Origin of the sequence: Streptomyces sp. NPDC098789, assembly GCF_044759975.1 — a bacterium.
Classification (GTDB): domain Bacteria; phylum Actinomycetota; class Actinomycetes; order Streptomycetales; family Streptomycetaceae; genus Streptomyces.
Genome location: NZ_JBIWAJ010000013.1, coordinates 170,746 through 193,585 on the forward strand (window position 1 = coordinate 170,746; position 22,840 = coordinate 193,585).

16 protein-coding genes are annotated in these 22,840 nt (G+C 73.0%); 8 read left to right on the forward strand and 8 right to left on the reverse strand.

The genetic code is table 11. From position 1 onward, the window contains the following. Nucleotides 1-84 precede the first annotated feature (84 nt). Entirely contained in the window at nucleotides 85-786 is a 702-nt protein-coding gene (locus ACIQWR_RS25460) for a GDSL-type esterase/lipase family protein (protein WP_404013648.1), read from the forward strand. Nucleotides 787-845: 59 nt separating this feature from the next. Beyond that, nucleotides 846-1,835, forward strand: a complete 990-nt coding sequence (locus ACIQWR_RS25465; protein ID WP_404013651.1) for an aldo/keto reductase — start codon at nucleotides 846-848, stop codon at nucleotides 1,833-1,835. A gap of 135 nt (nucleotides 1,836-1,970) precedes the next feature. On the opposite strand, the gene thpR is transcribed toward ACIQWR_RS25465, so the two are convergent. The 3 genes from thpR to ACIQWR_RS25480 form a co-directional block, all read right to left on the reverse strand. Continuing rightward, nucleotides 1,971-2,513, reverse strand: a complete 543-nt coding sequence (gene thpR / locus ACIQWR_RS25470; protein WP_404013653.1) for an RNA 2',3'-cyclic phosphodiesterase — start codon at nucleotides 2,511-2,513, stop codon at nucleotides 1,971-1,973. A 324-nt stretch (nucleotides 2,514-2,837) separates the two neighbouring features. Then, the gene (locus ACIQWR_RS25475; RefSeq protein WP_404013656.1) at nucleotides 2,838-4,205 is read right to left on the reverse strand and encodes an MFS transporter; all 1,368 of its coding nucleotides are present in this window, start codon (nucleotides 4,203-4,205) and stop codon (nucleotides 2,838-2,840) included. A gap of 24 nt (nucleotides 4,206-4,229) precedes the next feature. Next, complete coding sequence (locus ACIQWR_RS25480; RefSeq protein ID WP_404013659.1) at nucleotides 4,230-4,667, reverse strand: MarR family winged helix-turn-helix transcriptional regulator; 438 nt, start codon at nucleotides 4,665-4,667, stop codon at nucleotides 4,230-4,232. A gap of 120 nt (nucleotides 4,668-4,787) precedes the next feature. Between ACIQWR_RS25480 and ACIQWR_RS25485 the strand changes: the two genes are divergently transcribed. Beyond that, nucleotides 4,788-4,970 carry a ribbon-helix-helix protein, CopG family gene (locus ACIQWR_RS25485; protein WP_283458154.1) on the forward strand — a complete coding sequence of 61 codons (183 nt, stop codon included), beginning with the start codon at nucleotides 4,788-4,790 and terminating at the stop codon, nucleotides 4,968-4,970. A 30-nt stretch (nucleotides 4,971-5,000) separates the two neighbouring features. On the opposite strand, the gene ACIQWR_RS25490 is transcribed toward ACIQWR_RS25485, so the two are convergent. Next, the gene (locus ACIQWR_RS25490; RefSeq protein WP_399266668.1) at nucleotides 5,001-6,440 is read right to left on the reverse strand and encodes an NCS2 family permease; all 1,440 of its coding nucleotides are present in this window, start codon (nucleotides 6,438-6,440) and stop codon (nucleotides 5,001-5,003) included. Between the two features lie 266 nt (nucleotides 6,441-6,706). Here ACIQWR_RS25490 and ACIQWR_RS25495 point away from each other — a divergent pair, with 266 nt between their 5' ends. After that, nucleotides 6,707-7,030: a DUF2530 domain-containing protein gene (locus tag ACIQWR_RS25495; protein WP_404013662.1), complete on the forward strand. Its 324-nt coding sequence runs from the start codon at nucleotides 6,707-6,709 to the stop codon at nucleotides 7,028-7,030. A 94-nt stretch (nucleotides 7,031-7,124) separates the two neighbouring features. Then, nucleotides 7,125-9,593: a cation-translocating P-type ATPase gene (locus tag ACIQWR_RS25500; RefSeq protein WP_404013664.1), complete on the forward strand. Its 2,469-nt coding sequence runs from the start codon at nucleotides 7,125-7,127 to the stop codon at nucleotides 9,591-9,593. Between the two features lie 387 nt (nucleotides 9,594-9,980). Here the strand turns inward: ACIQWR_RS25500 and ACIQWR_RS25505 are convergent, their stop codons facing one another. The 4 genes from ACIQWR_RS25505 to serC form a co-directional block, all read right to left on the reverse strand. Next, nucleotides 9,981-13,295, reverse strand: coding sequence for a sacsin N-terminal ATP-binding-like domain-containing protein (locus ACIQWR_RS25505; protein WP_404013667.1), 3,315 nt, complete (start codon nucleotides 13,293-13,295; stop codon nucleotides 9,981-9,983). Nucleotides 13,296-13,378: 83 nt separating this feature from the next. Next, nucleotides 13,379-13,999, reverse strand: a complete 621-nt coding sequence (locus tag ACIQWR_RS25510; RefSeq protein ID WP_404013670.1) for a class F sortase — start codon at nucleotides 13,997-13,999, stop codon at nucleotides 13,379-13,381. Continuing rightward, nucleotides 13,992-14,801 carry a hypothetical protein gene (locus ACIQWR_RS25515; protein WP_404013673.1) on the reverse strand — a complete coding sequence of 270 codons (810 nt, stop codon included), beginning with the start codon at nucleotides 14,799-14,801 and terminating at the stop codon, nucleotides 13,992-13,994. Before ACIQWR_RS25515 ends, ACIQWR_RS25510 begins: the two co-directional genes overlap by 8 nt. Before the next feature lie 353 nt (nucleotides 14,802-15,154). Continuing rightward, nucleotides 15,155-16,273: a phosphoserine transaminase gene (gene serC / locus ACIQWR_RS25520; RefSeq protein ID WP_404013676.1), complete on the reverse strand. Its 1,119-nt coding sequence runs from the start codon at nucleotides 16,271-16,273 to the stop codon at nucleotides 15,155-15,157. 84 nt (nucleotides 16,274-16,357) lie between these two features. Here serC and ACIQWR_RS25525 point away from each other — a divergent pair, with 84 nt between their 5' ends. The 3 genes from ACIQWR_RS25525 to ACIQWR_RS25535 all read left to right on the forward strand — a co-directional run bounded on the left by ACIQWR_RS25525 (nucleotide 16,358) and on the right by ACIQWR_RS25535 (nucleotide 22,791). Continuing rightward, complete coding sequence (locus tag ACIQWR_RS25525) at nucleotides 16,358-19,132, forward strand: FAD-binding and (Fe-S)-binding domain-containing protein (protein ID WP_404013679.1); 2,775 nt, start codon at nucleotides 16,358-16,360, stop codon at nucleotides 19,130-19,132. A gap of 82 nt (nucleotides 19,133-19,214) precedes the next feature. Continuing rightward, a complete protein-coding gene (locus tag ACIQWR_RS25530) occupies nucleotides 19,215-20,168 on the forward strand; it encodes an EamA family transporter (protein WP_404013682.1) in 954 nt (317 codons plus the stop codon). Between the two features lie 1,312 nt (nucleotides 20,169-21,480). Then, complete coding sequence (locus ACIQWR_RS25535) at nucleotides 21,481-22,791, forward strand: MFS transporter (RefSeq protein WP_404013684.1); 1,311 nt, start codon at nucleotides 21,481-21,483, stop codon at nucleotides 22,789-22,791. Nucleotides 22,792-22,840 lie beyond the last annotated feature (49 nt).

The following is a 22,840-nucleotide window of genomic DNA, read 5'->3' on the forward strand; positions in this document are numbered from 1 at the left end:
CCTGCCAGGCCCGCGCGCGTACCCGCGTACCCGCGTGTCCGGCATCACGTGGGCAGCCGGGCGGTGATCCGCGATGATGACCGGATGCGTTTCATGTTCGTCGGCGACTCCATGACCATCGGACGCGCCGGCGACTTCACCTGGCGCTACCGGATGTGGCAGCACCTGAGCGCCCACTTCGGCGGCCCCCACGAGATCGTCGGTCCGCGCAGCGAGGTCTACGACACCTGCGCCGACGCGCCGACCAGCCACGTCTACGCCGACCCCGACTTCCCCGACCACGCCCGCCGCCACCTGGCCGGCTGGGGCGAGGGCTGGCAGCACATGGTCCCGCTCATCGGCGACGCCGCCCGCACGCACCGGCCGGACGTGCTGCTCGTCTCCCTCGGCCTGATCGACCTCGGCTTCTACACGGACGCCGAGCAGACCGCCGCCAACGTCCGGCTGTTCGTCGCCGCGGCCCGGGCCGCACGCCCCCGCATCCGGATGGTGCTGCTCCCCGTCATCCCCAACGTCCGCGCCGATGTGGACGCGCCCTTCGCCAGCGAGGTGGCCCGCTTCAACGAGCTGCTCGCCAAGGCCGTCGCCGACCTCTCCACCGACGCCTCGCCGCTGCTGCTGGCCGCGCGCCCGCAGGACTACGCCCTGAGCCACGACACCTACGACGGCACCCACCCCAGCGCCTCGGGCGAACACCGGCTCGCCGGAGAGTTCGCGGCCGTCATGCACCAGGCCTGGGGGATCGGCGCGCCGTACGCGGTGGCCGGGGTGCCGGGGGCGCTGTAACACGCCCTTCACCGAAGGGTCTTGCTTCGAGCGCGCTCCAAGCAGTTGGCTTGGGCCCCATGAAGTACACGCAGCTCGGACGCACCGGCCTCAAGGTCAGCCGACTTGTCCTCGGCACGATGAACTTCGGCCCCCAGATCGGGGAGCCGGAAAGCCACGCGATCATGGATTCCGCGCTCGAAGCCGGGATCAACTTCTTCGACACCGCCAACGTCTACGGCTGGGGCGAGAACAAGGGCCGCACCGAAGAGATCATCGGCACCTGGTTCGCCCAGGGCGGCGGCCGCCGCGAGAAGACGGTCCTCGCCACCAAGGTCTACGCCAGCATGGCCGCCGAGGGCGACCCGTGGCCGAACTTCGACCGGCTCTCGGCGCTGAACATCCGGCGGGCCGTCGAGGCCAGCCTCAAGCGCCTGAACACGGACCACATCGACGTCTACCAGTTCCACCACGTCGACCGGAACACCCCCTTCGAGGAGATCTGGCAGGCCGTCGAGGTCCTGATCCAGCAGGGCAAGATCCTCTACGCGGGCTCCTCCAACTTCCCCGGTTGGAAGATCGCCCAGGCCAACGAGGCGGCGGCGCGGCTCGGGCGGCTGGGCCTGGTCACCGAGCAGTGCCTCTACAACCTGGCCGAGCGGCGCGCCGAGATGGAGGTCATCCCGGCCGCCGAGGCGTACGGGCTCGGCGTCATCCCCTGGTCCCCGCTGCACGGCGGGCTGCTCGGCGGCGCCATCCGCAAGTCCGCGGAATCCGGTCGCAGCGCCACGGGCCGCTCGGCGGACGCGCTGTCCAACAGCACGGTGCGGGCACAGGTCCAGGCGTACGAGGACCTGCTCGACAAGCACGGCCTGGAGCCGGGTGACGTGGCCCTCGCCTGGCTGCTGACCCGCCCCGGCATCACCGGTCCGATCGTCGGGCCGCGTACGCCGGAGCAGCTCGCCTCCGCGCTGCGCGCGGTCGAGCTGGAGCTCTCGCAGGAGGTGCTGGACGGCCTCGACGAGATCTTCCCGGGACCGGGCGCCTCGCCGGAGGCCTTCGCCTGGTAGCGGCGGGTGCGGTGGCCGCCGCCTACTGTCCGACGGCGGCGGCCACCGCCACGACGACGAACATCAGTACGAGCACACCGGCCATCACACGGTTACGGGTCTTGGGATCCACCTGTTGAGACTAACGCGTCGGGGTCAGCCGCCGAGCGGCCAGGCCCCGACGACGTCGTAGCGGGGCCCGTCCGCCGGGGTGAGGTTGCTGCGCACCAGGCTCAGCTCGCGCACCGGCCACGGCGTGCCCTCGAAGCCGGCGAGGGCCTCGGTGTACGGGCGCAGGTCCGTGCCTTCGGAGCTGCGGGCCAGGGTCAGGTGCGGGGTGTAGCGGTGGTGCTGCTCCATGGGTACGCCGGCCCGCCGGGCGGCGGCGTCGGCGGCCTCGGCGAGCATCCGCAGGCCGTCCAGGCCGCCGGCCGCGCCGGCCCAGAGGGCGCGGTCGCCGAAGTGGCCCGAGCCGTGCACGCGGAGCGTGAAGGGGGCCGACTTCGCCGCGGCCCGCGCCAGGCGGGCGTGGAGGTCGGGGAGGAGCTCCTCCCCGACCTCGCCCATGAAGGCGAGGGTGTAGTGCCAGCCGGCCTGTGCGGTCCAGCGGAGGTCCGGCGCGGCGGAGACGGCGCGCACGGCCGTCGCCAGCTCCGCGGTGGCCCTCGCGGGCGGCAACACGGCCGCGAACAGTCTCATCCCCCGACCTTAGCGCGACCCCGTTCCCGGCCCACCGGGCGGCGCCTCAAACTCCCCAGCTACCGCTGGGAGGTACCCCCGGGCGGGGCTTAGGTGGGTCCCGCCCGGCGGGGGCAAATCCAGCCTGCCCGGCGTTTGAGGGCCCGCCGGAGGCATGTGGGGCGGCCGCGGGCCGGTGGTGCCTCCGGCGGCGCCTCAAACGCCGGCGGGGCTTGAACGGGGCTGATCAAGCCCGCCCGGCGATTGAGGGCAGTGCCGGGGGTGGGCTCGGGGCCGCGCCGATCCCAGCCCGCCCGGCGATTGAGGGCGAGGGCCGGGGCCGGGTCAGGCCGCGGGGACCAGGGTTCGGGAGGGCTGGCGGGGGACCAGGGCCAGGCCGTGGTGGCGGTCCACGCGGAGCCGGAGGTTCCCGACCCGGGACAGCACCAGCCCGATCGCCAGCGCAGCGACCAGCGCCACCGCACCCCCCGCCGCCATGCCGATCCGCGCCCCGTAGGTGTCCGTCACCCAACCGACCAGCGGCGCGCCCACCGGCGTACCCCCGGTGAAGACCATCATGAACAGCGCCATGACCCGCCCCCGCATCTCGGGATCGGTGGTCATCTGGACGCTGGAGTTCGCGGTGACGTTGACCGTCAGCCCGAACATCCCGATCGGCACCAGGAGCAGCGCGAACAACCAGAACCCCGGCGCGAAGGCGGTCACGATCTCCAGGACGGAGAACAGCACGGCCGCCGCGACCAGCACCCGCAGCCGGGACTGCGCCCGCCGGGCCGCCAGCAGCGCACCCGCGAGGGAGCCCGCCGCGATCAGCGTGTTGAACAGGCCGTACGTGCCCGCGTCGCCGTGGAAGACGTCACTGGTGAAGGCCGACAACCAGATCGGGAAGTTGAAGCCGAAGGTTCCGATGAAGCCGACCAGCACGATCGGCCAGATCAGCTCGGGCCGACCGGCGACGTAGCGCAGGCCCTCCCGCAGCTGGCCCTTGGCCCGCGGCTGGACCTCCGTGCGGTGCAGCTCGTGCGCCCGCATCAGCAGCAGCCCCGCGATCGGCGCGGCGAAGGACAGCCCGTTCAGCAGGAAGGCCCAGCCGGATCCGACGGCGGTGATCAGCACGCCGGCCAGTGCCGGGCCGACCAGCCGCGCGGACTGGAAGTTGGCCGAATTCAGACTGACGGCGTTGCCGAGCTGGTCCGGTCCGACCATCTCGGACACGAAGGACTGTCGGGCCGGGTTGTCGACGACGGTGACGAGGCCGAGCAGGAAGGCGGCCAGGTAGACGTGCCAGACCTGGACGTGTCCCGCGAGGGTGAGCGCGGCGAGCGCGATCCCGGTCAGGCCCATGGCGCTCTGGGTGGCGATCAGCAGCGGCCGCTTGGGCAGCCGGTCGGCGAGGACGCCGCCGTAGAGGCCGAACATCAGCATCGGCAGGAACTGCAGCGCGATGGTGATGCCCACGGCACTGGCCGAGCCGGTCAGCGACAGGACCAGCCAGTCCTGGGCGATGCGCTGCATCCAGGTGCCGGTGTTCGAGACGACCTGTCCCGTCGCGAAGAGCCGGTAGTTGCGGATCTTCAGCGAGCTGAACATCGAGTTCTTGGTGGTGCCGGCGGGTGAAGCGGGTGAAGCGGGTGTGGCGTTGGGAGCGGATGTGTGGCCGGGTGCGGAGTCTGCTCCGTTTCCCGTACTCAAGGGTGCGCCTCCTGGCGTGTTCGATTACAAGTGCGCGAGCTTCTCCAGGACGGGTGCGGCCTCGCGCAGCTTGGCCCACTCGTCCTCGGTCAGCTCGGCCGCGAGCCCGGCCAGGAAGGCGTTGCGCTTGCGGCGGCTCTCTTCGAGCATCGCCTCGGCTTCCTCGGTCTGGCTGACCACCTTCTGGCGGCGGTCGTCGGGGTGCGGCTCCAGCCGGACCAGTCCCTTGGCCTCCAGCAGCGCGACGATGCGGGTCATCGACGGCGGCTGTACGTGCTCGCGGCGGGCCAGCTCACCGGGGGTGGCCTGGCCACAGCGGGCGAGGGTGCCGAGGACCGACATCTCGGTCGGGCTGAGCGACTCGTCGACGCGCTGGTGCTTGAGGCGTCGGCCGAGCCGCATCACGGCGGACCGGAGGTCGTTCACGGCGGCGACGTCGTCGCCATGGGAAAGGTCTTGCATGTTCATTAGAGTAACTCATTACTCTAGCTAAAGAACACCGGCTTCTTTTCGTCACTCGTACGGGTGAGTCGGCTCCGGAAAGTGACACGCGTCCACGCCCCGTGGCCCGACCCTGTGGGCATGGGGACTCATGTGCTCAGCATGCGGATAGACGGGGAGCTGCTGGACCGGCTCCGGGAACACGCCTCAAAACGCGGAATGAGCGTCCAGGACTATGTGGTCCGGACGCTCATTCGCGACGACTTCGACGAGCGCTTCAAGGTGGCGGTCGACGAGACGGAGAGGTTCTACGGCCTCACGTGATCCTCACGTGAGGCGGGGCTCAGGTGAGGATCACGTGAGGCCCAGGGCGGGCATCGCGTAGTAGAAGACGAACACCGCCGACACGACGTACATGGCCACCGGGACCTCACGGCCCCGGCCGGTCGCCAGTCGCAGCACGCAGAAGCTCACGAAGCCGATGCCGATGCCGTTGGTGATCGAGTAGGTGAAGGGCATCATCGTCATCGCCAGGAAGGCGGGGACGGCGACGGTGAAGTCGCTCCAGTCGATGTCCTTGACCGAGCCCGCCAGGATCAGGAAGCCGACCGCCAGCAGGGCGGGGGTCGCGGCCTGCGACGGGACCATCGTGGCGAGCGGCGTGAGGAACAGCGCCACGGTGAAGAGGCCGCCTGTCACCACGTTCGCGAGGCCGGTGCGCGCGCCCTCGCCGACTCCCGCCGTGGACTCCACGAAGCAGGTGGTGGCCGAGGAGGAGGTCGCTCCGCCGGAGGCGACGGCGAGGCCGTCGATCAGCAGGACCCGGTTGATGCCGGGGAAGTTGCCGTCCGCGTCGATCAGCTTGGCCTCGTCGCCGACGCCGAGGATCGTGCCCATCGCGTCGAAGAAGCACGACAGCAGCACGGTGAAGACGAAGAGGACGCCGGTCAGCACCCCGACCTTGTGGAAGCCGCCGAACAGGCTGACCTGGCCGACGAGTCCGAAGTCGGGCGCGGCCACCGGGTTGCCCGGGAGCTCGGGGACCGTCAGGCCCCAGGCCTCGTTCGGCAGCTCGGTGACCAGCTGGACGACGACCGCGACGACGGTCATGGCGACGATCGAGATCAGGATCGCGCCGGGCGTCTTGCGGATGATCAGCGCCAGGGTGAGCAGGACGCCGACGACGAAGATCAGCACGGGCCAGCCGTGCAGGTGCCCGTTGCTGCCCAGCTGGAGCGGGACCGTGGTGTGCGCGAGGTCGGGCATCCGGGAGATGAAGCCCGAGTCGACCAGGCCGATCAGCATGATGAAGAGGCCGATGCCGATCGCGATGCCCTTGCGCAGGCCCAGCGGCACGGCGTTCATGACCCGCTCGCGCAGCCCGGTGGCGACCAGCAGCATCACGACGAAGCCGGCCAGGACCACCATGCCCATCGCGTCGGGCCAGCTCATGCGCGGGGCGAGCTGGAGGGCGACGACGGTGTTCACGCCGAGCCCGGCCGCGAGCGCGATCGGCACGTTGCCGATGACGCCCATCAGCAGGGTGGAGAAGGCCGCGGTCAGCACGGTGGCGGTGACCAGCTGGCCGCCGTCGAGCTGGTGGCCGTACATGTCCTTCGCGCTGCCGAGGATGATCGGGTTCAGCACGATGATGTAGGCCATCGCGAAGAAGGTGGCGAAGCCGCCCCGGATCTCGCGGGCGACGGTGGAACCGCGCTCCGAGATCTTGAAGTAGCGGTCGACGCCGTTGGTGGGCGTCGGAGTGGGGGCCGCGGCAGGTGCCGAGGTGCTCATGCGGTCCTCAAACTGGTTCGTTTTGGTGGGTTCATACGAATGAAACCCGTCATAGGCAAACCGTTTCAGTATGAACAGATGAGAACTGTGGCGTCCATCTCCGCGCGTAGAGCCAAGGGGTGAAAGGGGCGTGGCGGCGGCCCGGAGGCGACCCGGAAGGTGAGCGGGAGTCGAGCGCGAGGCGATCGGGAGTCGGGCGGGAGTCGGGCGGGAGGTGATCGGGCGCCCGCCGTGGGCCCCGCTCCGACGCCCAATAGACTGGTGACATGGCGAAATGGACCGCACAGCACGAGGCGCCCGAGCCCCTGGAGGGCCCGATCGTCGCGACCGTCACCGGTGGCACGATCCTCTGGTTCGCGCTCTTCCTCGTCCAGCTGCCGTTCTACGGCTGGTTCGCGGACCACGACCTGCTGTGGTGGGTGTGGTGCTGTGCGGCGGGCGGCGTGCTCGGCCTCATCGGCGTCTGGTACGTCCGCGGCCGCGACGCGGCCCTCAAGCGCCACGCGGCTGCCCGGGCGGCCGAGACCCGGGCGGCCGAACAGGCGTCGGGGGCCGCAGTCAAGCCCCCCGGGAACCAGACCGCCGGTTAAAGGGCGTACCGGGGGACGATTCGGGTCATCCCGAAGTCGGATCTTCGTACTGCTCGGCGGGTGAACCGTTCGAAGGCCCTTTACCGTCGAAAGCATGACGCAGCGGGCGAGGATAGATTCCGACGGGCCGGAGCCGGGCGGCACCACCGCCGGCACCACCGCCATCGACGCAGGGGCGGAGCTGGACCCGGTGCACCCGGTGGCGCCGCCCGCACCGCGCTTCCGGGCCGGCGGCCTGAGCACCGCCGAGGTCGCGGAACGGGTCGCCCGCGGTGAGGTCAACGACGTCCCCGTGCGCTCCTCGCGCTCCACCCCGGACATCGTCCGGGCCAACGTCTTCACCCGGTTCAACGCGATCATCGGCGTGCTCTGGGTGATCATGCTGTTCGTCGCGCCGATCCAGGACAGCCTCTTCGGCTTCGTGATCATCGCGAACACCGGCATCGGCATCATCCAGGAACTGCGCGCCAAGAAGACCCTCGACGGCCTCGCCGTCATCGGCGAGGCCAAACCGAGCGTCCGCCGCGACGGCGCCACCGCCGAGATCTCCACCTCCGAGATCGTCCTCGGCGACGTCATCGAGCTCGGCCCCGGCGACAAGGTCGTCGTCGACGGCGTCACCGGCGAGGCCGACGGCCTGGAGATCGACGAATCGCTGCTCACCGGCGAGGCCGACCCCGTCCTCAAGAAGCCCGGCGACCCCGTGATGTCCGGCTCGTTCGTCGTCGCCGGCGGCGGCGCCTTCACCGCCACCAAGGTGGGCCGCGAGGCCTACGCCGCCCAGCTGGCCGAAGAGGCCTCCCGCTTCACGCTCGTCCACTCCGAGCTGCGCACCGGCATCTCCACCATCCTCAAGTACGTCACCTGGATGATGATCCCGACCTCCATCGGCCTGATCATCAGCCAGCTGGTCGGCAAGGACTCCAACCTCAAGGACTCCATCGCCCGCACCGTCGGCGGCATCGTCCCGATGATCCCCGAGGGGCTGGTCCTGCTCACCTCCGTGGCCTTCGCCATCGGCGTCATCCGGCTCGGCCGCAAGCAGTGCCTGGTGCAGGAGCTGCCCGCCATCGAGGGCCTCGCCCGCGTGAACGTCGTGTGCCTCGACAAGACCGGCACCCTCACCGAGGGCGGCATGGACGTCACCGAGCTGCGCCCGCTCGGCGGCGCGGACGCGGCGTACGTGAAGAGGGTCCTCGGCGCCCTCGGCGAGTCCGACCCGCGGCCCAACGCCAGCCTCCAGGCCATCATCGACGCCTACCCCGACAGCGAGGAGTGGCGCTGCACCGAGTCGCTGCCCTTCTCCTCCGCCCGCAAGTACAGCGGCGCCAGCTTCAGCGAGGGCGACGGCGAGAACTCCACCTGGCTGCTCGGCGCCCCCGACGTCCTGCTGCCCGTCGGCGACCCCGCCCTCGACGAGATCAACGACCTCAACGAACAGGGCCTGCGCGTCCTGCTGCTCGCCCGCTCCGCCCGCGAGCTGGACGACGAGCAGCTCACCAGCGCCGTCAAGCCGACCGCCCTGGTGGTGCTGGAGCAGCGGCTGCGCCCCGACGCCGCCGACACCCTGCGCTACTTCGACGAGCAGAACGTCCACACGAAGGTCATCTCCGGCGACAACGCGGTCTCGGTCGGCGCGGTCGCGGCCAAGCTGGGCCTGCCGGGCGCCGAGAACACCGTCGACGCCCGCAACCTGCCGACCGACCAGGCCGAGCTGGCCAAGGTCCTCGACGAGAACTCGGTCTTCGGCCGGGTCACCCCGCAGCAGAAGCGGGACATGGTCGCGGCCCTCCAGTCCAAGGGCCACACCGTGGCCATGACGGGCGACGGGGTCAATGACGTCCTCGCGCTCAAGGACGCCGACATCGGCGTCTCGATGGGCTCGGGCTCCGAGGCGACCCGTGCGGTGGCGCAGATCGTGCTGCTCAACAACAGCTTCGCGACCCTGCCCTCGGTGGTGGCCGAGGGGCGTCGGGTGATCGGCAACATCACCCGGGTCGCCACCCTGTTCCTGACCAAGACGGTCTACTCGGTGCTGCTGGCCGTCCTGGTGGTGTGCAGCCAGGTCGAGTACCCGTTCCTGCCGCGCCACCTGACCCTGCTGTCCACGCTCACCATCGGCATCCCGGCCTTCTTCCTGGCCCTGGCGCCGAACCGGGAGCGGGCGCAGCCGCACTTCGTGAAACGCGTCATGCGGTACGCCATTCCGGGCGGGGCGATCGCGGCCGTGGCCACCTTCGTGACGTACCTGATCGCGCGGGCCCACTACACCGGGCCGGACTCCCTCAAGGCCGAGACCAGCGCCGCGACCCTGGCGCTCTTCCTGACCTCGATGTGGGTGCTGGCGATCATCGCCCGGCCGTACACGTGGTGGCGGGTCGCGCTGGTCGGTGCGATGGGCGCGGCCTTCCTGATCGTCCTGGTGGTGCCGTGGCTCCAGGACTTCTTCCAGCTGAAGCTGGAGGGGGCGGTGATGCCGTGGACCGCCGTCGGCATCGCGGTGGTCGCCTCCGCCCTGATCGAGCTCGTCTTCCGCTGGGTGGACCGCCGCTTCCCGGCCTAGCCCGGACCGGGTCCGTGTGCCGCCACGGGGTGCCCGAGCCGTGGCCCGGTGGGGCCTCCGGCGGGCCCTCAATCGCCGGGCGGGCTGGATTGCCCCGCCGGGGGTTGGACCGCCCCGGGGGTGGTCACCCTCAGCCTCGCCGGCGTTTGAGGCGCCGCCGGAGGCCCCACCGGGCTGCGGGCCCGGTTGCCGTTATGAGGTGTCCGGGCTGGGGCCCGGTGGGGCCTCCGGCGGGCCCTCAAACGCCGGGCGGGCTGGATTGCCCGGGGGTGGTCACCCTCAGCCTCGCCGGCGTTTGAGGCGCCGCCGGAGGCTCCACCGGGCTGCGGGCCCTCAATCGCCCGGCGGGCTGGATTGTCCAGCCCCGCCGGCGATTGAGGCGTGGGGTCAGTCGAACCAGCGGTCGCGGGCCAGTTCCGGGGTGCGGGAGGGGTCCTCCAGGAGGGCGGCGACTTCGAAGCGGCGCGGCCACTGGCCCGCCGCCCAGGCGAGACCGGCCGCCACCCCCTCCAGCGTGGCCGCGTGCACCGTGCCGTCCGGCGTGCGACGCCAGTCCAGCTCGACCCCGCCCGCGAGCAGCTCCTCGTGCTCGACGTACGTCGCAGGCGTGGCCGGCCCGAGCAGCACCCGCACCGGCTCCGGTACGTCGTGCTCCTCACCGGGGGCGTCGATCTCCGCGGCCACCGTGTCCGAGAGCCGCCGCACCTGGAAGAGCTCCGCCAGGTCGGCCGCCCGCGCCGGAGCCACCGGCAGCAGCGGCAGGCCCGCGGCCAGCGGGAGCAGGTCCGGGGCGTCCGCGACCAGCGCGTCGGCCGCGTCCACCACGACCACCTCGCCGTCCTCCACCGCGCGCAGCGCGTCGGGCAGCGTGACCTGCTCGGGGTCCAGGTCCGCCAGCGCCCCGTACAGGGCGTGCAGTTGGTGTCCGCTCACCTCGCGGTCCGGGTCGCCGAGCCGCCCCAGCAGCTCGGCCGCGCCGCCGGGCTCCTCCAGCAGGGCGGCCACGGAGGTCCGTACGCCCAGCGCCCGCAGGACCTGCTCGTCCTCGAAGCCGGTGGCGTCGGCCGGCGTGTACAGCCCGGCGAGCAGCGGGTCCCCGCCCGCCGCGCGCAGCCCGGCCGGGCGGCGGCCGTCGAGCACCGGGTGGTCGCGCAGCCACCACGCGGTGTACGAGCGCACCGACCGCGTGGTGCCGTCGGGGAGCAACACCCGCACCGGTTGGGTCAGGGCGTCCCGCAGCGGCGGCTGCGCGAGCATGGCCAGCGCGCGCGGCCAGCAGTCGTCGTCGACCAGGTCCAGGTCCCGTACGGCGACCAGCTCGGTGGCGACCGGCGGGACCGGGGTCTCGGGGAGCTGGTCGAGCAGGTCCTCGCACCAGACGTCCACCGCGTCCAGCAGCCCCGCGTCGTCCGGCTCGGCGAAGTCGCCCTCGCGCGGTTCCAGTTCGTCCGGGTCGAGCACCACGTCGGTGGCCCGCACCAGCTGGAAGGTGGCGAGCACCCCGCACGCGGCGAGGGTGTCCGCCCCCCACTTCGCGGCCAGTTCGCCGTCGACGTACGGGATCTCGTCCTCGCGGATCACCGAGGCCAGCGGGCTGTCGGGCAGCAGCAGTTCGCCGGCGGGGGTGAGCTCGCCGTCCTCGTCGGGCAGCGCGAGGGCGCCCAGCCAGGGTTCGTCACCGGGCGCGAGGGCGGCGCCGCGGATCAGGCCGAGCACGATGTCGGCCAGCTCGTCGGGGTCGAGCGCGTCCTCGTCCCAGATCTCGCCCGCATCCAGCGAAGCGGCCACCGCGGCCCGCACCTGCGGGGTGCCCAGAACGGCGCGCGGGGTCGCGGGCAGCGCGCCCAGCTTCTCCAACAGCGGGTGCGCGGCGTCCGGGTGGGCCACCTTGAGGCCGAGCCGGGTCAGCCCGTCCGGGGTCTCGGGGCCGGGGAGCAGGACGTGCCGCGGGCCGATGGCGGTGCGGATGCCGGGGGCGGCGGAGCGCTCCGGCCCACCGAAGGCGTCGTACGCGTCGTGCGTGTCGTACGTGTCGTGCGTCTCGAACGCGGTGTGGTCGCCGGGGCCCCCGGGCTCTTCGGCGGTCGGCGCCAGCGGTACCGGCAGGCCCGACAGGCGGTCGGGGTCCACGCCCGCGAGGGTGTCGTACAGCCGGTACCACCAGTGCGGCGGCCGGTCCGCGCCCGCGATCCGCTCGATGGCGTCGCCGAGCGGGAGCCGCCCGACGCCCAGGGTGCGCAGCTCGGCGCGCCGCTCCAACCCGGCGGGGAGCAGGGTCGGCAGCACCTCGGCCAGGACCCGTACGGTGTCGGCGCCCGCGCCCTCCACCACCTCGGCCTCGAAGGGGCGCAGCGCGGCCCGGCCCTCCTCCGGATCCGCGTCGGGCGCGGCGGCGGGCACGGCGGCCGGGGCGAGGAAGGCGGTCCGGGGCAGCCGCTCCAGCACGGCGGCCCGCAGCGCGCCGTCCAACTCGCCCTTGCCGAGCGGTCCGGGCACCAGGTCGACCAGGGCGGTGCTCACCGGCTCCCACGCGCCGAGGAGCGCGGCGTAGGCGTCGGCGGCGCGCTGCACCAGGAAGTCGGTCAGCGGCCCGGGCGCGGGGTGGCGGCGGGTGGTGTCCAGCGGCAGGGTCGCGATGAGCAGCGCGGGGATGCCGAGGGGTTCGTCGGTGGGGGTCGGCGCGTGCACGACGGGCGCGGTGGCCGGGCGCACGGGCGCGCCGTCCGTGTCGACGGGCACGGACCAGGAGACGGACCAGGCGGGCCGCAGTCGTTCCTCGACGGGCCGGTCGGCGAGGAGTTCGGGGGCGATGGCGCCGGTGTCCCGCACGGTGCGCCAACGCCGGACGCCGTCGCCACCGGCGGCGGCGCTGTCCTCGATGACCGTGTACGGGCCCTCCGCGCGGCGGCGCAGGGTGCGCACGCCCGCCGGGGTCTCCACGACCACCTCGGTCAGCCCGGACAGGGTCAGCAGCAGCGCGTCGTCGATCCCGGCCAGCAGCCGCTCGACGAGGTCGGCGGCGGCCGCGTCGCGCAGCGGCAGGACGACCACGGTGTCGTAGCCGTCGGGCGCGGTGCCCTCGGCGGGCAACGGCAGCCGCAGCAGCGGTACGTGGCCGTCGCGGCGGCGCAGTTCGTCGCCGAGGCCGGGGCTGCCCCGGGAGGCGCCCCGGGCCAACTCGCGCGCCTCGACCAGGGACCAGCGGACCCCGCCGTGCCGGCCGAGGACGGCGGGTTCGTCGGTGACGGCGAGGACGGCCGCGAAGCCGACGCCGAAGCGGCCGACGCTGTCCCAGGCGCTCTCGCCGGGCCGGTCCCCGGCGGCCTCGCGCTTGGCGGAGGCGCGCAGGGTGCTCAGGGACTCCACGCCGGTGGCGTCCAGCGGGGCGCCGGTGTTGGCGACGGCGAGCACGCCGTGACCGCCCTCGCCGGAGTGCAGGGTGAGCCGGAGCCGGCCGGTGGTGTGGGCCCGGGCGGCGGCGTCGGCCGCGTTCTGGGCCAGCTCGACGACGAGCCGGTCCCGGTAGCCGCCGAGCGCCAGGTCCTCCTCGGCGTTGGCGTCCTCCCGGAAGCGGGTCGGGCCCGCGCCCCAGGAATCGAGGACTCCGCGTCGCAGCCGGGCCGTCCCGAAGGGGTCCACGCCGCCTTCGGCCGCCGTTACTCGCACGCTCACGCCGCTGCCTCCCAGCTGTACCGCATTCATCGAATGCCGAAGCCCCGAAGGTATCGCGGTCGCGGCGGCCCGGTCGCGCCGGGCCGCGCCGGTCGCGCGGGGGCCGGCGCGGCCTACGCCTTGCCCGTGAGGTGGGCGAAGACCACGACGTTGGCGTCCCAGTGGCGGTCCGCGGTGAGCTTGCCGCCGCAGGTGATCAGGCGCAGTTCGGCCTTGCCGTGCGTGTCCCCGTAGACCGTGTCGGTGGGGAACGCGTCCTTCTTGTAGGTCTCGACGTGGTCCACCGCGAAGACGGCGGTGGTGCCGTCGCCCCGGTGGATCTCGATCTTCTCGTCCTTCTTCAGCTGCTTGAGGTTGAAGAAGACGGCCTCGGGGGCCTGCGGGGTGTCCATGTGGCCGACGACGGCCGCGGCGCCCTTCTCCCCGGGGGTGGGGCCCTCCTTGTACCAGGCCGCGTCCTTCGGCTTGGCGAAGTCCGGTTCCTGCATGACGCCTTGGGCGTCGAGGCCGACCGTGTCGAGCGGGGCGTCGACCTTGATGTCCGGGATCTTGATGTGGTCCGGTACCGACGCCTCCAGGACCGAGGCGTTCGAGGCGCCCGCCGGGGCGGACTTGGTGTCGGCGCCGCTGCCGGAGCAGCCGGTGACGAGGACGGCGGCGAGGCCGGCGGCGCCCGCCAGGGCGGCCGCGCGGCGTGCGCGGCCGCCCTGGCGGGGGAGGAGCTGGTCAGCCATGGTTCGCGGTGTCCTCGACGACGTATCCGACGGGGGCCTGGCCGGTGTTCACGGAGCCCTTGGGCTTCTTGTGCTCGCTCGGGTTCAGGGGCTTCAGGTCGTGGTCGCCCTTGCTGCCCTTGGCCTCGACGGAGAACTTGGCCGTGTCGAACTTCTTGCCGCCGGCGAAGGCGTCGACGCCGTAGTAGCCGGTCTTCACGTCCTTGGCGACGGTCGCGGTGCCGGTCCAGGTGCCCTTGCCGTCGTTCTTCAGGTTCACCGTGCCGCCGAAGGCCTTCGAGGAGACGGAGGCGCTCTTCTCGGTGGTCTTGAGGGTGACGACGACCTTGTCACCGGGGTGGCCGAAGTCGGTGGAGAGCTGGAGGGTGGACGGCTGCGGCTTGGGGTCGGGCTTGCCGGACTTGACGGTGAGCTGCGCGCTGGCCTGGATCTTCTGGCCGTCGGGGCCCGTGCCCGTGAGGGAGACGCCGTAGTTGCCCGCGGCCACCTCGGCGACCTTGGCGGTGGCGCCCCGGCCGTCGGTCATCTTGACGTCGTCCAGCGCCTTGGAGGAGATGTGGAGGTTGGTCGAACCGTCCGGCACCTCCATCGAGAGCGCGATGGAGTCGCCCGGCTTGGCGGTGGAGGTCGACAGCTTCAGGGCTGCCGGCGCGGCGTGGGCGTCCTTGCCGGGGGCGTGGGCGTCCTTGGTGGGGCTGCTCGACGCCGTCGGGCCGGCATCGGCGGCGAAGGCGACGGTGGGGACCGCCAGGGCCATCGAGGAGGCGAGGGCGATCGCCGAGAAGGTAAGTGCCTTGCGCATGGGATTTCCTCCTGAACGGGCCGGGGTTTTTCCCGGCACACCAGACATGAGCGACATCCAGGGCGCTTGGTTGCAGGACTCCGGGCGGACGGGGAGGGGGCCTGCCGAAGGTCCCGCGGGGTGAATCCGCAGGCCGGCAGGGGGGTTGAGATGTTCCATTTGCGGGCTCTTTGCCCCGATTTTTGGGACCAAAGTCCCGGGGTGTCGGGGCGGGGCGCGTAGGGGTCGCGTAGGGGCGGGGCGTACGAACGCGGAACCCCCGGTGACGGATCGTCACCGGGGGTTCCGGAAGGCTCACGGGTGAGCGGGGTCGTGCGGCGCGGCGCGGCGCCGTGCCGTGCCGTGCCGTGCGGTCAGAGCTTCTCGATCACGAAGTCGATGCAGGCGGTGAGCGCCAGCACGTCCGCCGGGTCGATCGCCGGGAACATCGCCACGCGCAGCTGGTTGCGGCCCAGCTTGCGGTACGGCTCCGTGTCCACGATGCCGTTGGCGCGCAGCACCTTGGCGATCGCGGCCGCGTCGATGTCGTCCGAGAAGTCGATCGTGCCGATCACCGACGAGCGCTTCGAGGCGTCCGTGACGAAGGGCTCCGCGTACTTCGACGCCTCGGCCCAGCCGTACAGGTTGGCCGCGCTGGCCGCCGTACGGGAGGTCGCCCAGTCCAGCCCGCCCTGGCCGTTGATCCACTCCAGCTGCTGGTTCAGCAGGAAGAGGGTGGACAGCGCGGGGGTGTTGTAGGTCTGGTTCTTGACCGAGTTGTCGATCGCCGTCGGCAGCGAGAAGAACTCCGGGATGTGCCGGCCGGAGGCGTGCACGCGGGCCGCGCGCTCCAGGGCCGCCGGGGAGAACGCGGCCAGCCACAGGCCGCCTTCGGAGGCGAAGGACTTCTGCGGGGCGAAGTAGTAGACGTCGGTCTCGGTGATGTCCACCGGCAGGCCGCCGGCGCCCGAGGTCGCGTCCACCAGGACGAGTGAACCCTCGTCGGCGCCCGCGACGCGCTTGATGGGCGCGGCGACACCCGTCGAGGTCTCGTTGTGCGTGTACGCGTACACGTCCACGCCCGCCTCGGCGACCGGCTCGGGGTGCGTCCCCGGCTCGGAGGAGATGACGGACGGCGCGTCCAGCCACGGCGCGAGCTTCGCGGCCGTCGCGAACTTGGACGAGAACTCGCCGAAGGTGAGGTGCTGGGACTTCCGCTCGATCAGACCGGCGGCCGCGATGTCCCAGAAGGCGGTGGAGCCGCCGTTGCCCAGGATCACCTCGTAGCCCTCGGGGAGGGAGAAGAGGTCCCGGACGCCGCGCCGCACCGAGCCGACCAGGTTCTTGACCGGGGCCTGTCGGTGGGAGGTTCCGAGGAGGGAGGTACCGGTGGCGGCCAGCGCGTCCAGCGCGTCCGTCCGCACCTTGGAGGGGCCCGCGCCGAAACGTCCGTCGGCGGGCTTGATGTCAGCGGGAATCTGGATCTCAGCCACGAGCGGAGCGTATCCGGTACCGGGCCGCCCCTCGGAGGCGCGTCCACCCGGTGAGACGCGCGGGGCCGGTGGCAGGGTGTTCGCGTGACGGGAACCGGGGATCTTGAGCGGGCATTGCGGGTCGAGCTGCGCGGAGAGGTGGATTTCGGCGCCGCGGCCCGGGCGTTGACCACCATGGACGCCTCCAACTACCGCCGCGTCCCGCTCGGCGTGGTCGCCCCGCGCGACGCCGAGGACGTGGCGGCGGCCCTGCGCGTGTGCGCCGACGCGGGCGTGCCCGTCGTCCCGCGCGGCGGCGGGACCTCCATCGCCGGCCAGGCCACCGGGACCGGCGTGGTGCTCGACCTCACCCGGCACATGAACGCCCTGGTGTCGCTGGACCCGGCCGCGCGGACGGCGGTGGTCCAGCCCGGCCTCGTCCTCGACCGGCTCCGGGACGCGGCGCGCCCGCACGGCCTGACCTTCGGACCGGACCCCTCCACCCACTCCCGCTGCACCCTCGGCGGCATGATCGGCAACAACGCCTGCGGGGCCCACTCGGTGGCCTGGGGCACCACCGCCGACAACGTGCACGAGCTCGCGGTCACCACGTACGGGGGCGCCGCGCACCGGATCGGCACCGGCTGGGCCGGCGCCCCGACCGGGCTGCGGGACCTGGTCGCGCAGAACCTGGAACCGCTGCGCACCGGGATGCCCCGCGACCTCGCGCGCCGGATCTCCGGCTACGCGCTGGACGCGCTGCTGCCCGAACGGGGCGTGCGGCTGGCCCGGGCCTTCTGCGGGAGCGAGGGCACGCTCGGGGTGGTGACCGAGGCCGTCGTGCGCCTGGTGGAGGCGCCGCCCGCGCCGGTCCTCGTGGTGCTCGGTTACGCCGACGAGGGCGCGGCGGCGGACGCGGCCGCGGGGCTGCTGCCGCTGGGACCGCTGACCGTGGAGGGGATGGCGGCGGACCTGGTGGGGGACGCGGAGGCCGGATCGCTGCCGCGCGGGGGCGCCTGGCTGTTCGTGGAGGCGCGGGACGCGGGCGCCGCGCGCGAGACCGTACGGGCCGCCGACGCGCTGGACGCGCGCGTGATCGCCGACCCGGCCGGACAGCGCGCGCTGTGGCGGATCCGCGAGGACGCCGCGGGCACGGCGACGCGGGGGCCGGACGGACGGATGGCCTGGCCCGGCTGGGAGGACTGCGCGGTCCCGCCCGCCCGGCTCGGCGCCTACCTGCGCGAGTTCCGGGCCCTGCTCGCCGCGCACGGGCTGCGCGGAACGCCGTACGGGCACTTCGGCGAGGGGTGCGTGCACGTCCGCATCGACTTCGACCTGGTCTCCGCGGCGGGCGTGGCCCGCTTCCGGACCTTCTCCGAGGAGCTCGCCGACCTGGTCGTCTCCCACGGCGGCTCGCTGTCGGGGGAGCACGGCGACGGCCAGGCGCGCGCCGAACTGCTGCCCCGGATGTACGGACCGGAGCTGGTCCGCCTCTTCGGCGCGTACAAGGACGTGTGGGACCCGGCCGGCGGCATGAACCCCGGCATGCTCGCCCGCCCGGCCCGACTGGACGAGAACCTGCGCTTCGCGGTGCTGCCGCTGGGGGAGGGGGCCGCGCCCGGGCCCGAAGGCGGGCTCGCCCGGGAGGTCGCCCGGTGCGTGGGGGTCGCGAAGTGCCGGTCCACCGGGCCCGCCGCGGACGTGATGTGCCCCTCGTACCGGGTGACGGGGGAGGAGCGGCACTCCACGCGCGGCCGGGCCCGGCTGCTGCACGAGATGCTGGCCGGCGAGATCGTCACGGACGGGTGGCGCTCGGCCGAGGTGCACGAGGCCCTCGACCTGTGCCTCGGCTGCAAGGGGTGCCGCAGCGACTGCCCGGTGGGTGTGGACATGGCCGCCTACAAGAGCGAGTTCCTGCACCGGCACTGGGCGGGCCGGATCCGACCGCTGGCCCACTACACGATGGGCGGGCTCCCGCAGTGGCTGCGCCTCATCGCCGCGCTGCGCGCCGCCCCGCTGGTCAACGCGGTCGGGCGGGTGGTGCCGGTGCCGGGGCTGGCCCGGGAACGGTCGCTGCCGCGGCTGGCGCGGGCGCCGTTCGGCCGGGAGTGGCGGGAGCCATTCGCTCCGGGGGTGGACGGCCCGGAGGTGCTGCTGTGGCCCGACACCTTCACGGAACACCTGTCCCCGCAGGTCGGGCGGGCCGCCGTACGGGTCCTGGAGGCGGCGGGGCTACGGGTGTCCCGGGCCGGCGGCCGCTCGACGGCGCTCTGCTGCGGGCTCACGTACGTGTCCACGGGCCGCCTCGACCGGGCGCGCGCGGTGCTGCGGCGCACCTTGGACGCGGTGGATCCGGTGGGTGGGCCGGGTGCGGCGGGCGAGGGGGGCGGCGTACGGGCCCCCGTCGTCGTCCTGGAACCCAGCTGCGCGGCGGCGCTGCGCACCGACCTGCCCGCACTGCTCCCGGACGACCCGCGGGCGGCCCGGCTGGCCGCGTCGGTACGGACCTTCGCGCAGGTGCTGGAGGAGCGCGCCCCGCGATGGCGGCCGCCCCGGCTGGACCGCGCGGTGGTCGGGCAGACCCACTGCCACCAGCACGCCGTCCTCGGCGACGGCGCGGAGCGCCGACTGCGCGAGCGGGCCGGGCTGACCGGCGGGCTCAGCGGCGGCTGCTGCGGGCTGGCGGGAAACTTCGGCTTCGAGCCGGGCCACCACGAGGTGTCGGTGGCCTGCGCCGAGGAACAGCTGCTCCCGGCGCTGCGCGCGGCGGACGCGGGAACCGCGGTCCTCGCGGACGGCTACTCCTGTCGCACCCAGATCGCCCAACTGGGCGGGCAGCGGGCGCTGCACCTGGCGGAACTCCTGGCGGAGGGGCTGTGAGGGACGGGACGCGGAGGTGAGAAACACGGTTGTAAGGAAACACATAGAGCCAGACTCCTTACCAACCCCTTAGCCTGGAGAGATGTCCGCACCTTCCCCCGCGCCCGCCCCGGCCCCCTCCGCATCCTCGACGCCCGCCGCCTCCGCCACCCCCTCGACGCCCGCGCCCGCGGGCGGTACGAGCCGGTTCGGGCCGGTCGCGCTGGTCGTCTCGGCCGGGCTCTCGGTGCAGTTCGGAGCGGCCCTGGCGGTCATGATCATGCCGCGCGCGGGCGCGGCGGGCGTGGTCACGCTGCGACTGGCGGCCGCCGCGATCGTGCTGCTGCTGATCTGCCGGCCCAAGGTGCGCGGGTACGCGCGCGCCGACTGGACCACGGTGGTGGTCTTCGGGATCACGATGGCGGCCATGAACGGGCTGTTCTACCAGGCGGTGGACCGGATCCCGCTCGGCCCGGCCGTCACCCTGGAGGTGCTCGGGCCGCTCGCGCTGTCCGTGATCGTCTCGCGGCGGTTGGTGAACCTGCTGTGGGCGGGGCTGGCCCTCGCGGGCATCGTGCTGCTCTCCGGCCACGGCGGGGGCGGCGGCTTCGGCTCGCTCGACCTCGTCGGGGCCGCGTTCGCGCTGGGCGCGGGCGCGATGTGGGCGGCGTACATCGTCTTCAGCGCCCGTACGGGCCGCCGCTTCCCGCAGGCCGACGGCCTCGCCCTGGCGATGGCGGTCGCGGCGGTGCTGTCGCTGCCGCTCGGCATCATCGAGGCGGGCCCGGCCCTGCTCGTCCCCAGCACGCTGGCGCTCGGCGTCGGGGTCGCGGTGATGTCCTCGGTGCTGCCGTACACGCTGGAGATGCTGGCCCTACGGCGCCTGCCGGCGCCCACCTTCGCGATCCTGATGAGCCTGGAGCCGGCCATCGCCGCGACCGCGGGCTTCCTGATCCTGCACCAGGCCCTCTCCGCACTGGACGCCCTCGCGATCGCCCTGGTGATCGCGGCGAGCATGGGCGCGGTCCGCGCCCAAACGGCCCGCAAGCGGGGATAACGCGGCTCCGCCGCGATCGCCTTTGGCTGGGGGGGCGGGGTCGGGGTGGGGGCGGCTTTGCTGTGGTGGGCGGGTGCTTCGGGTGGGCGGGGTCGGGGTGTGCGCGGCTTTGTCGTGGTGGGCGGGTGCTTCGGGTGGGGCGGGGTCGGTGGGGTTCCGGGGGCTGCCCGTCAGTTCAACTGTCTCTCCGCGCCGGGGCGACCTGTCAAGGGCGCTCCTTCGTCGCGTCGCTGCGCGATGGCCTACGGCCACCCTTGACAGGCCACCCCGTCACGGAAAGCCAAGAACTGTCGGGCGGCCCCCGGGGGAAGGCATGGGGGACCGGATCCTCCACGGCCCAGTTATGGGCGCATGGGCCGGAGGCTCCGAGTGCGGCCCTGCCGCGCCCTCCGGGCGAACAGCAACAGACGACAAGCGACAAGCGACAAGCACGCGCTCAGATCGCTACGCGCTTCTCCGAGAGAAGCGTCTGCGGGGTGTTGTGGGCTGGTGAGGGCTGGTGGAGGTTGGTGGGGGCTGCATAGGGGCTGGTGGGGGTTGGTGGGGGGCCGATGAGGGCTGTTGGGTGCCTGCCGGGGGCTGCTCGGGGTGGTTACTCGGCGAGGCCGAGTAATGGGCGGGTCTGAAGCCGTCCACCCCTCACACGAGGGCTCCAAATGCCAACAAAAGGGGCATATTGGAGGGGTATGGAGTCCCCACCGCCTCCTGACCCGACTCCTGCTCGGTGGGGCCGAGCATCCACCCTCCCGCACCACTCACCACCCCCCCCACCAGCCCAAATCAGCCCGCTGACGCTTCTCTCGGAGAAGCGCGTAGCGATCTGAGGGCGTTCTTGTGGCTTGTCGCTTGTGGCTTGTCGTCTGTTGCTGTTCGCCCGGAGGGCGCGGCAAGGCCGTACTCAGGGCCGCTGCCTCATTGTCCGGAATCCAGTCGCACAGGATCAGGTCCCCCCTGCCTTCCCCCGGGGGCCGCCCGACAGTTCTTGGCTTTCCGTGGGGACGGGGGCTGTCAAGGGTGGCCGTAGGCCATCGCGCAGCGACGCGACCGCAGGGAGCGCCCTTGACAGGTCACGGCCCCACGGAGAGACAGTTGAACTGACGGGCAGCCCCCGGAACCCCACCGACCCCGCCCCGCCGAAGCACCCGCCCACCGCGGCGAAGCCGCGCCCACCACCGCCCCACCCCCAGCCCCCCACCCCCACACTCACCCCCACCCCGCGAAAGTATCTTGACGTCGAGATAGGTGTCCGGCAGGCTGCGGGCGTCGGGTCTCTTGATGTCGAGAGACTTTCGGGGTGAGTGGAGGGCGTGCGATGGGGGCCGAGTCAGGGGACGATCCCCGAGCCGGGCTGTGGTCGCGGTTGCGTCGGCCGCCGGGTGGGCGGGACGCGCGGATCATGCTGTTCGCCCAGTTGTTGGACCGCACCGGGTCGGGGGTCTGGGCCGCCTCCTCGGTCCTGTACTTCACGTTCGTCGTCGGCTTCGACGGCCGGCAGCTCGGCCTGCTGCTGGGGGTGGCCGGGGTGGCGGGGATCGCCGGGTCGCCGTTGGCGGGACGGCTGGCCGGGCGCTTCTCCGTACGGGCGCTGCTGATCGGGTGCCACCTCCTGCGGTTGGCGACCCTGTGTCTGATGCTGGTGTGCACGCGTTTCGACGTGCTGTTGGTCGTCGTCGCGGTCACCTACCTGGGCGACCGGGCGGCCAAGACGCTGGAGATGCTCTTCGCCACGCGCGTCGCGGGCGAGCGGCGCGCGGAGTACCAGGCCCTCTCGCGCAGCGCGGCGAACGCCGGGTACGCGGTGGGCGCGGGGATCGCGGCGCTCGGCCTCGCCGTCGGGACGCGCGGGGCGTACGCCGCCCTGATCCTCGCCAACGCGCTGTCGTTCGTCCTGGCCGCCGCCCTCGTGCGGCGCACCCGCGAGCCCCGGGCCCGCGCCCACGTCGTGGCCCGGTCCAAGGGCGTCGAGGGCGCCGAGGGCGCCGAGCCGGCCGCCCCCGCCAGTCCGTGGCGCGATCGCGGCTATCTGCGGTTCGTCCTGCTGGACATCCCGATGAGCCTCGACGACTCGATCCTGAACGTCGGCCTGCCGCTGTGGCTGGTGGACCACACCTCGGCGCCGCACGCCGTGGTCCCGGCCTTCCTGGCGATCAACACCGTGCTCGTCGTCATCCTCCAACTGCACGTGTCGGCCCGGGTGCGGGGGCCGCGCCGGGCCGCCGGGGTGGCGCTCCTCTACGGCGCCACCCTGCTCGGCTGCTGCGTCGTGCTGGCGACCGCCACCGGCGGCGGGGCGTGGAGCGCCTCGCTCGCCCTGCTCGCCGCCGCGATGCTGGTCACCGCGGCCGAGTTGATCCGTTCGGTCAGCTCCTGGGAGCTGGCCGTCTCCCTCGCCCCGCCGGAGTCCAGGGCGGCCTACCTGGGCGTGGCCGGCATGGCCCAGTCCATCCAGAAGTCCGCCGGGCCGCTCCTGCTCACCGGTGCGGTCATGGCGGCGGGACCGGCCGGCTGGCTCCTGCTGGGCGGTGCGGTGGCGGGCCTGTCGGTGGTGCAGCGGCGGCAGTGCCTGCGCCGCTTGGACGCCCTGGAGGGCGTCAACTCCCCTGCGGTCACCTTCCGTTCCTGAAGGGGGCGTGCTCCGGACAAATAATGCAAGCATGCTTGATTGTTTTGTC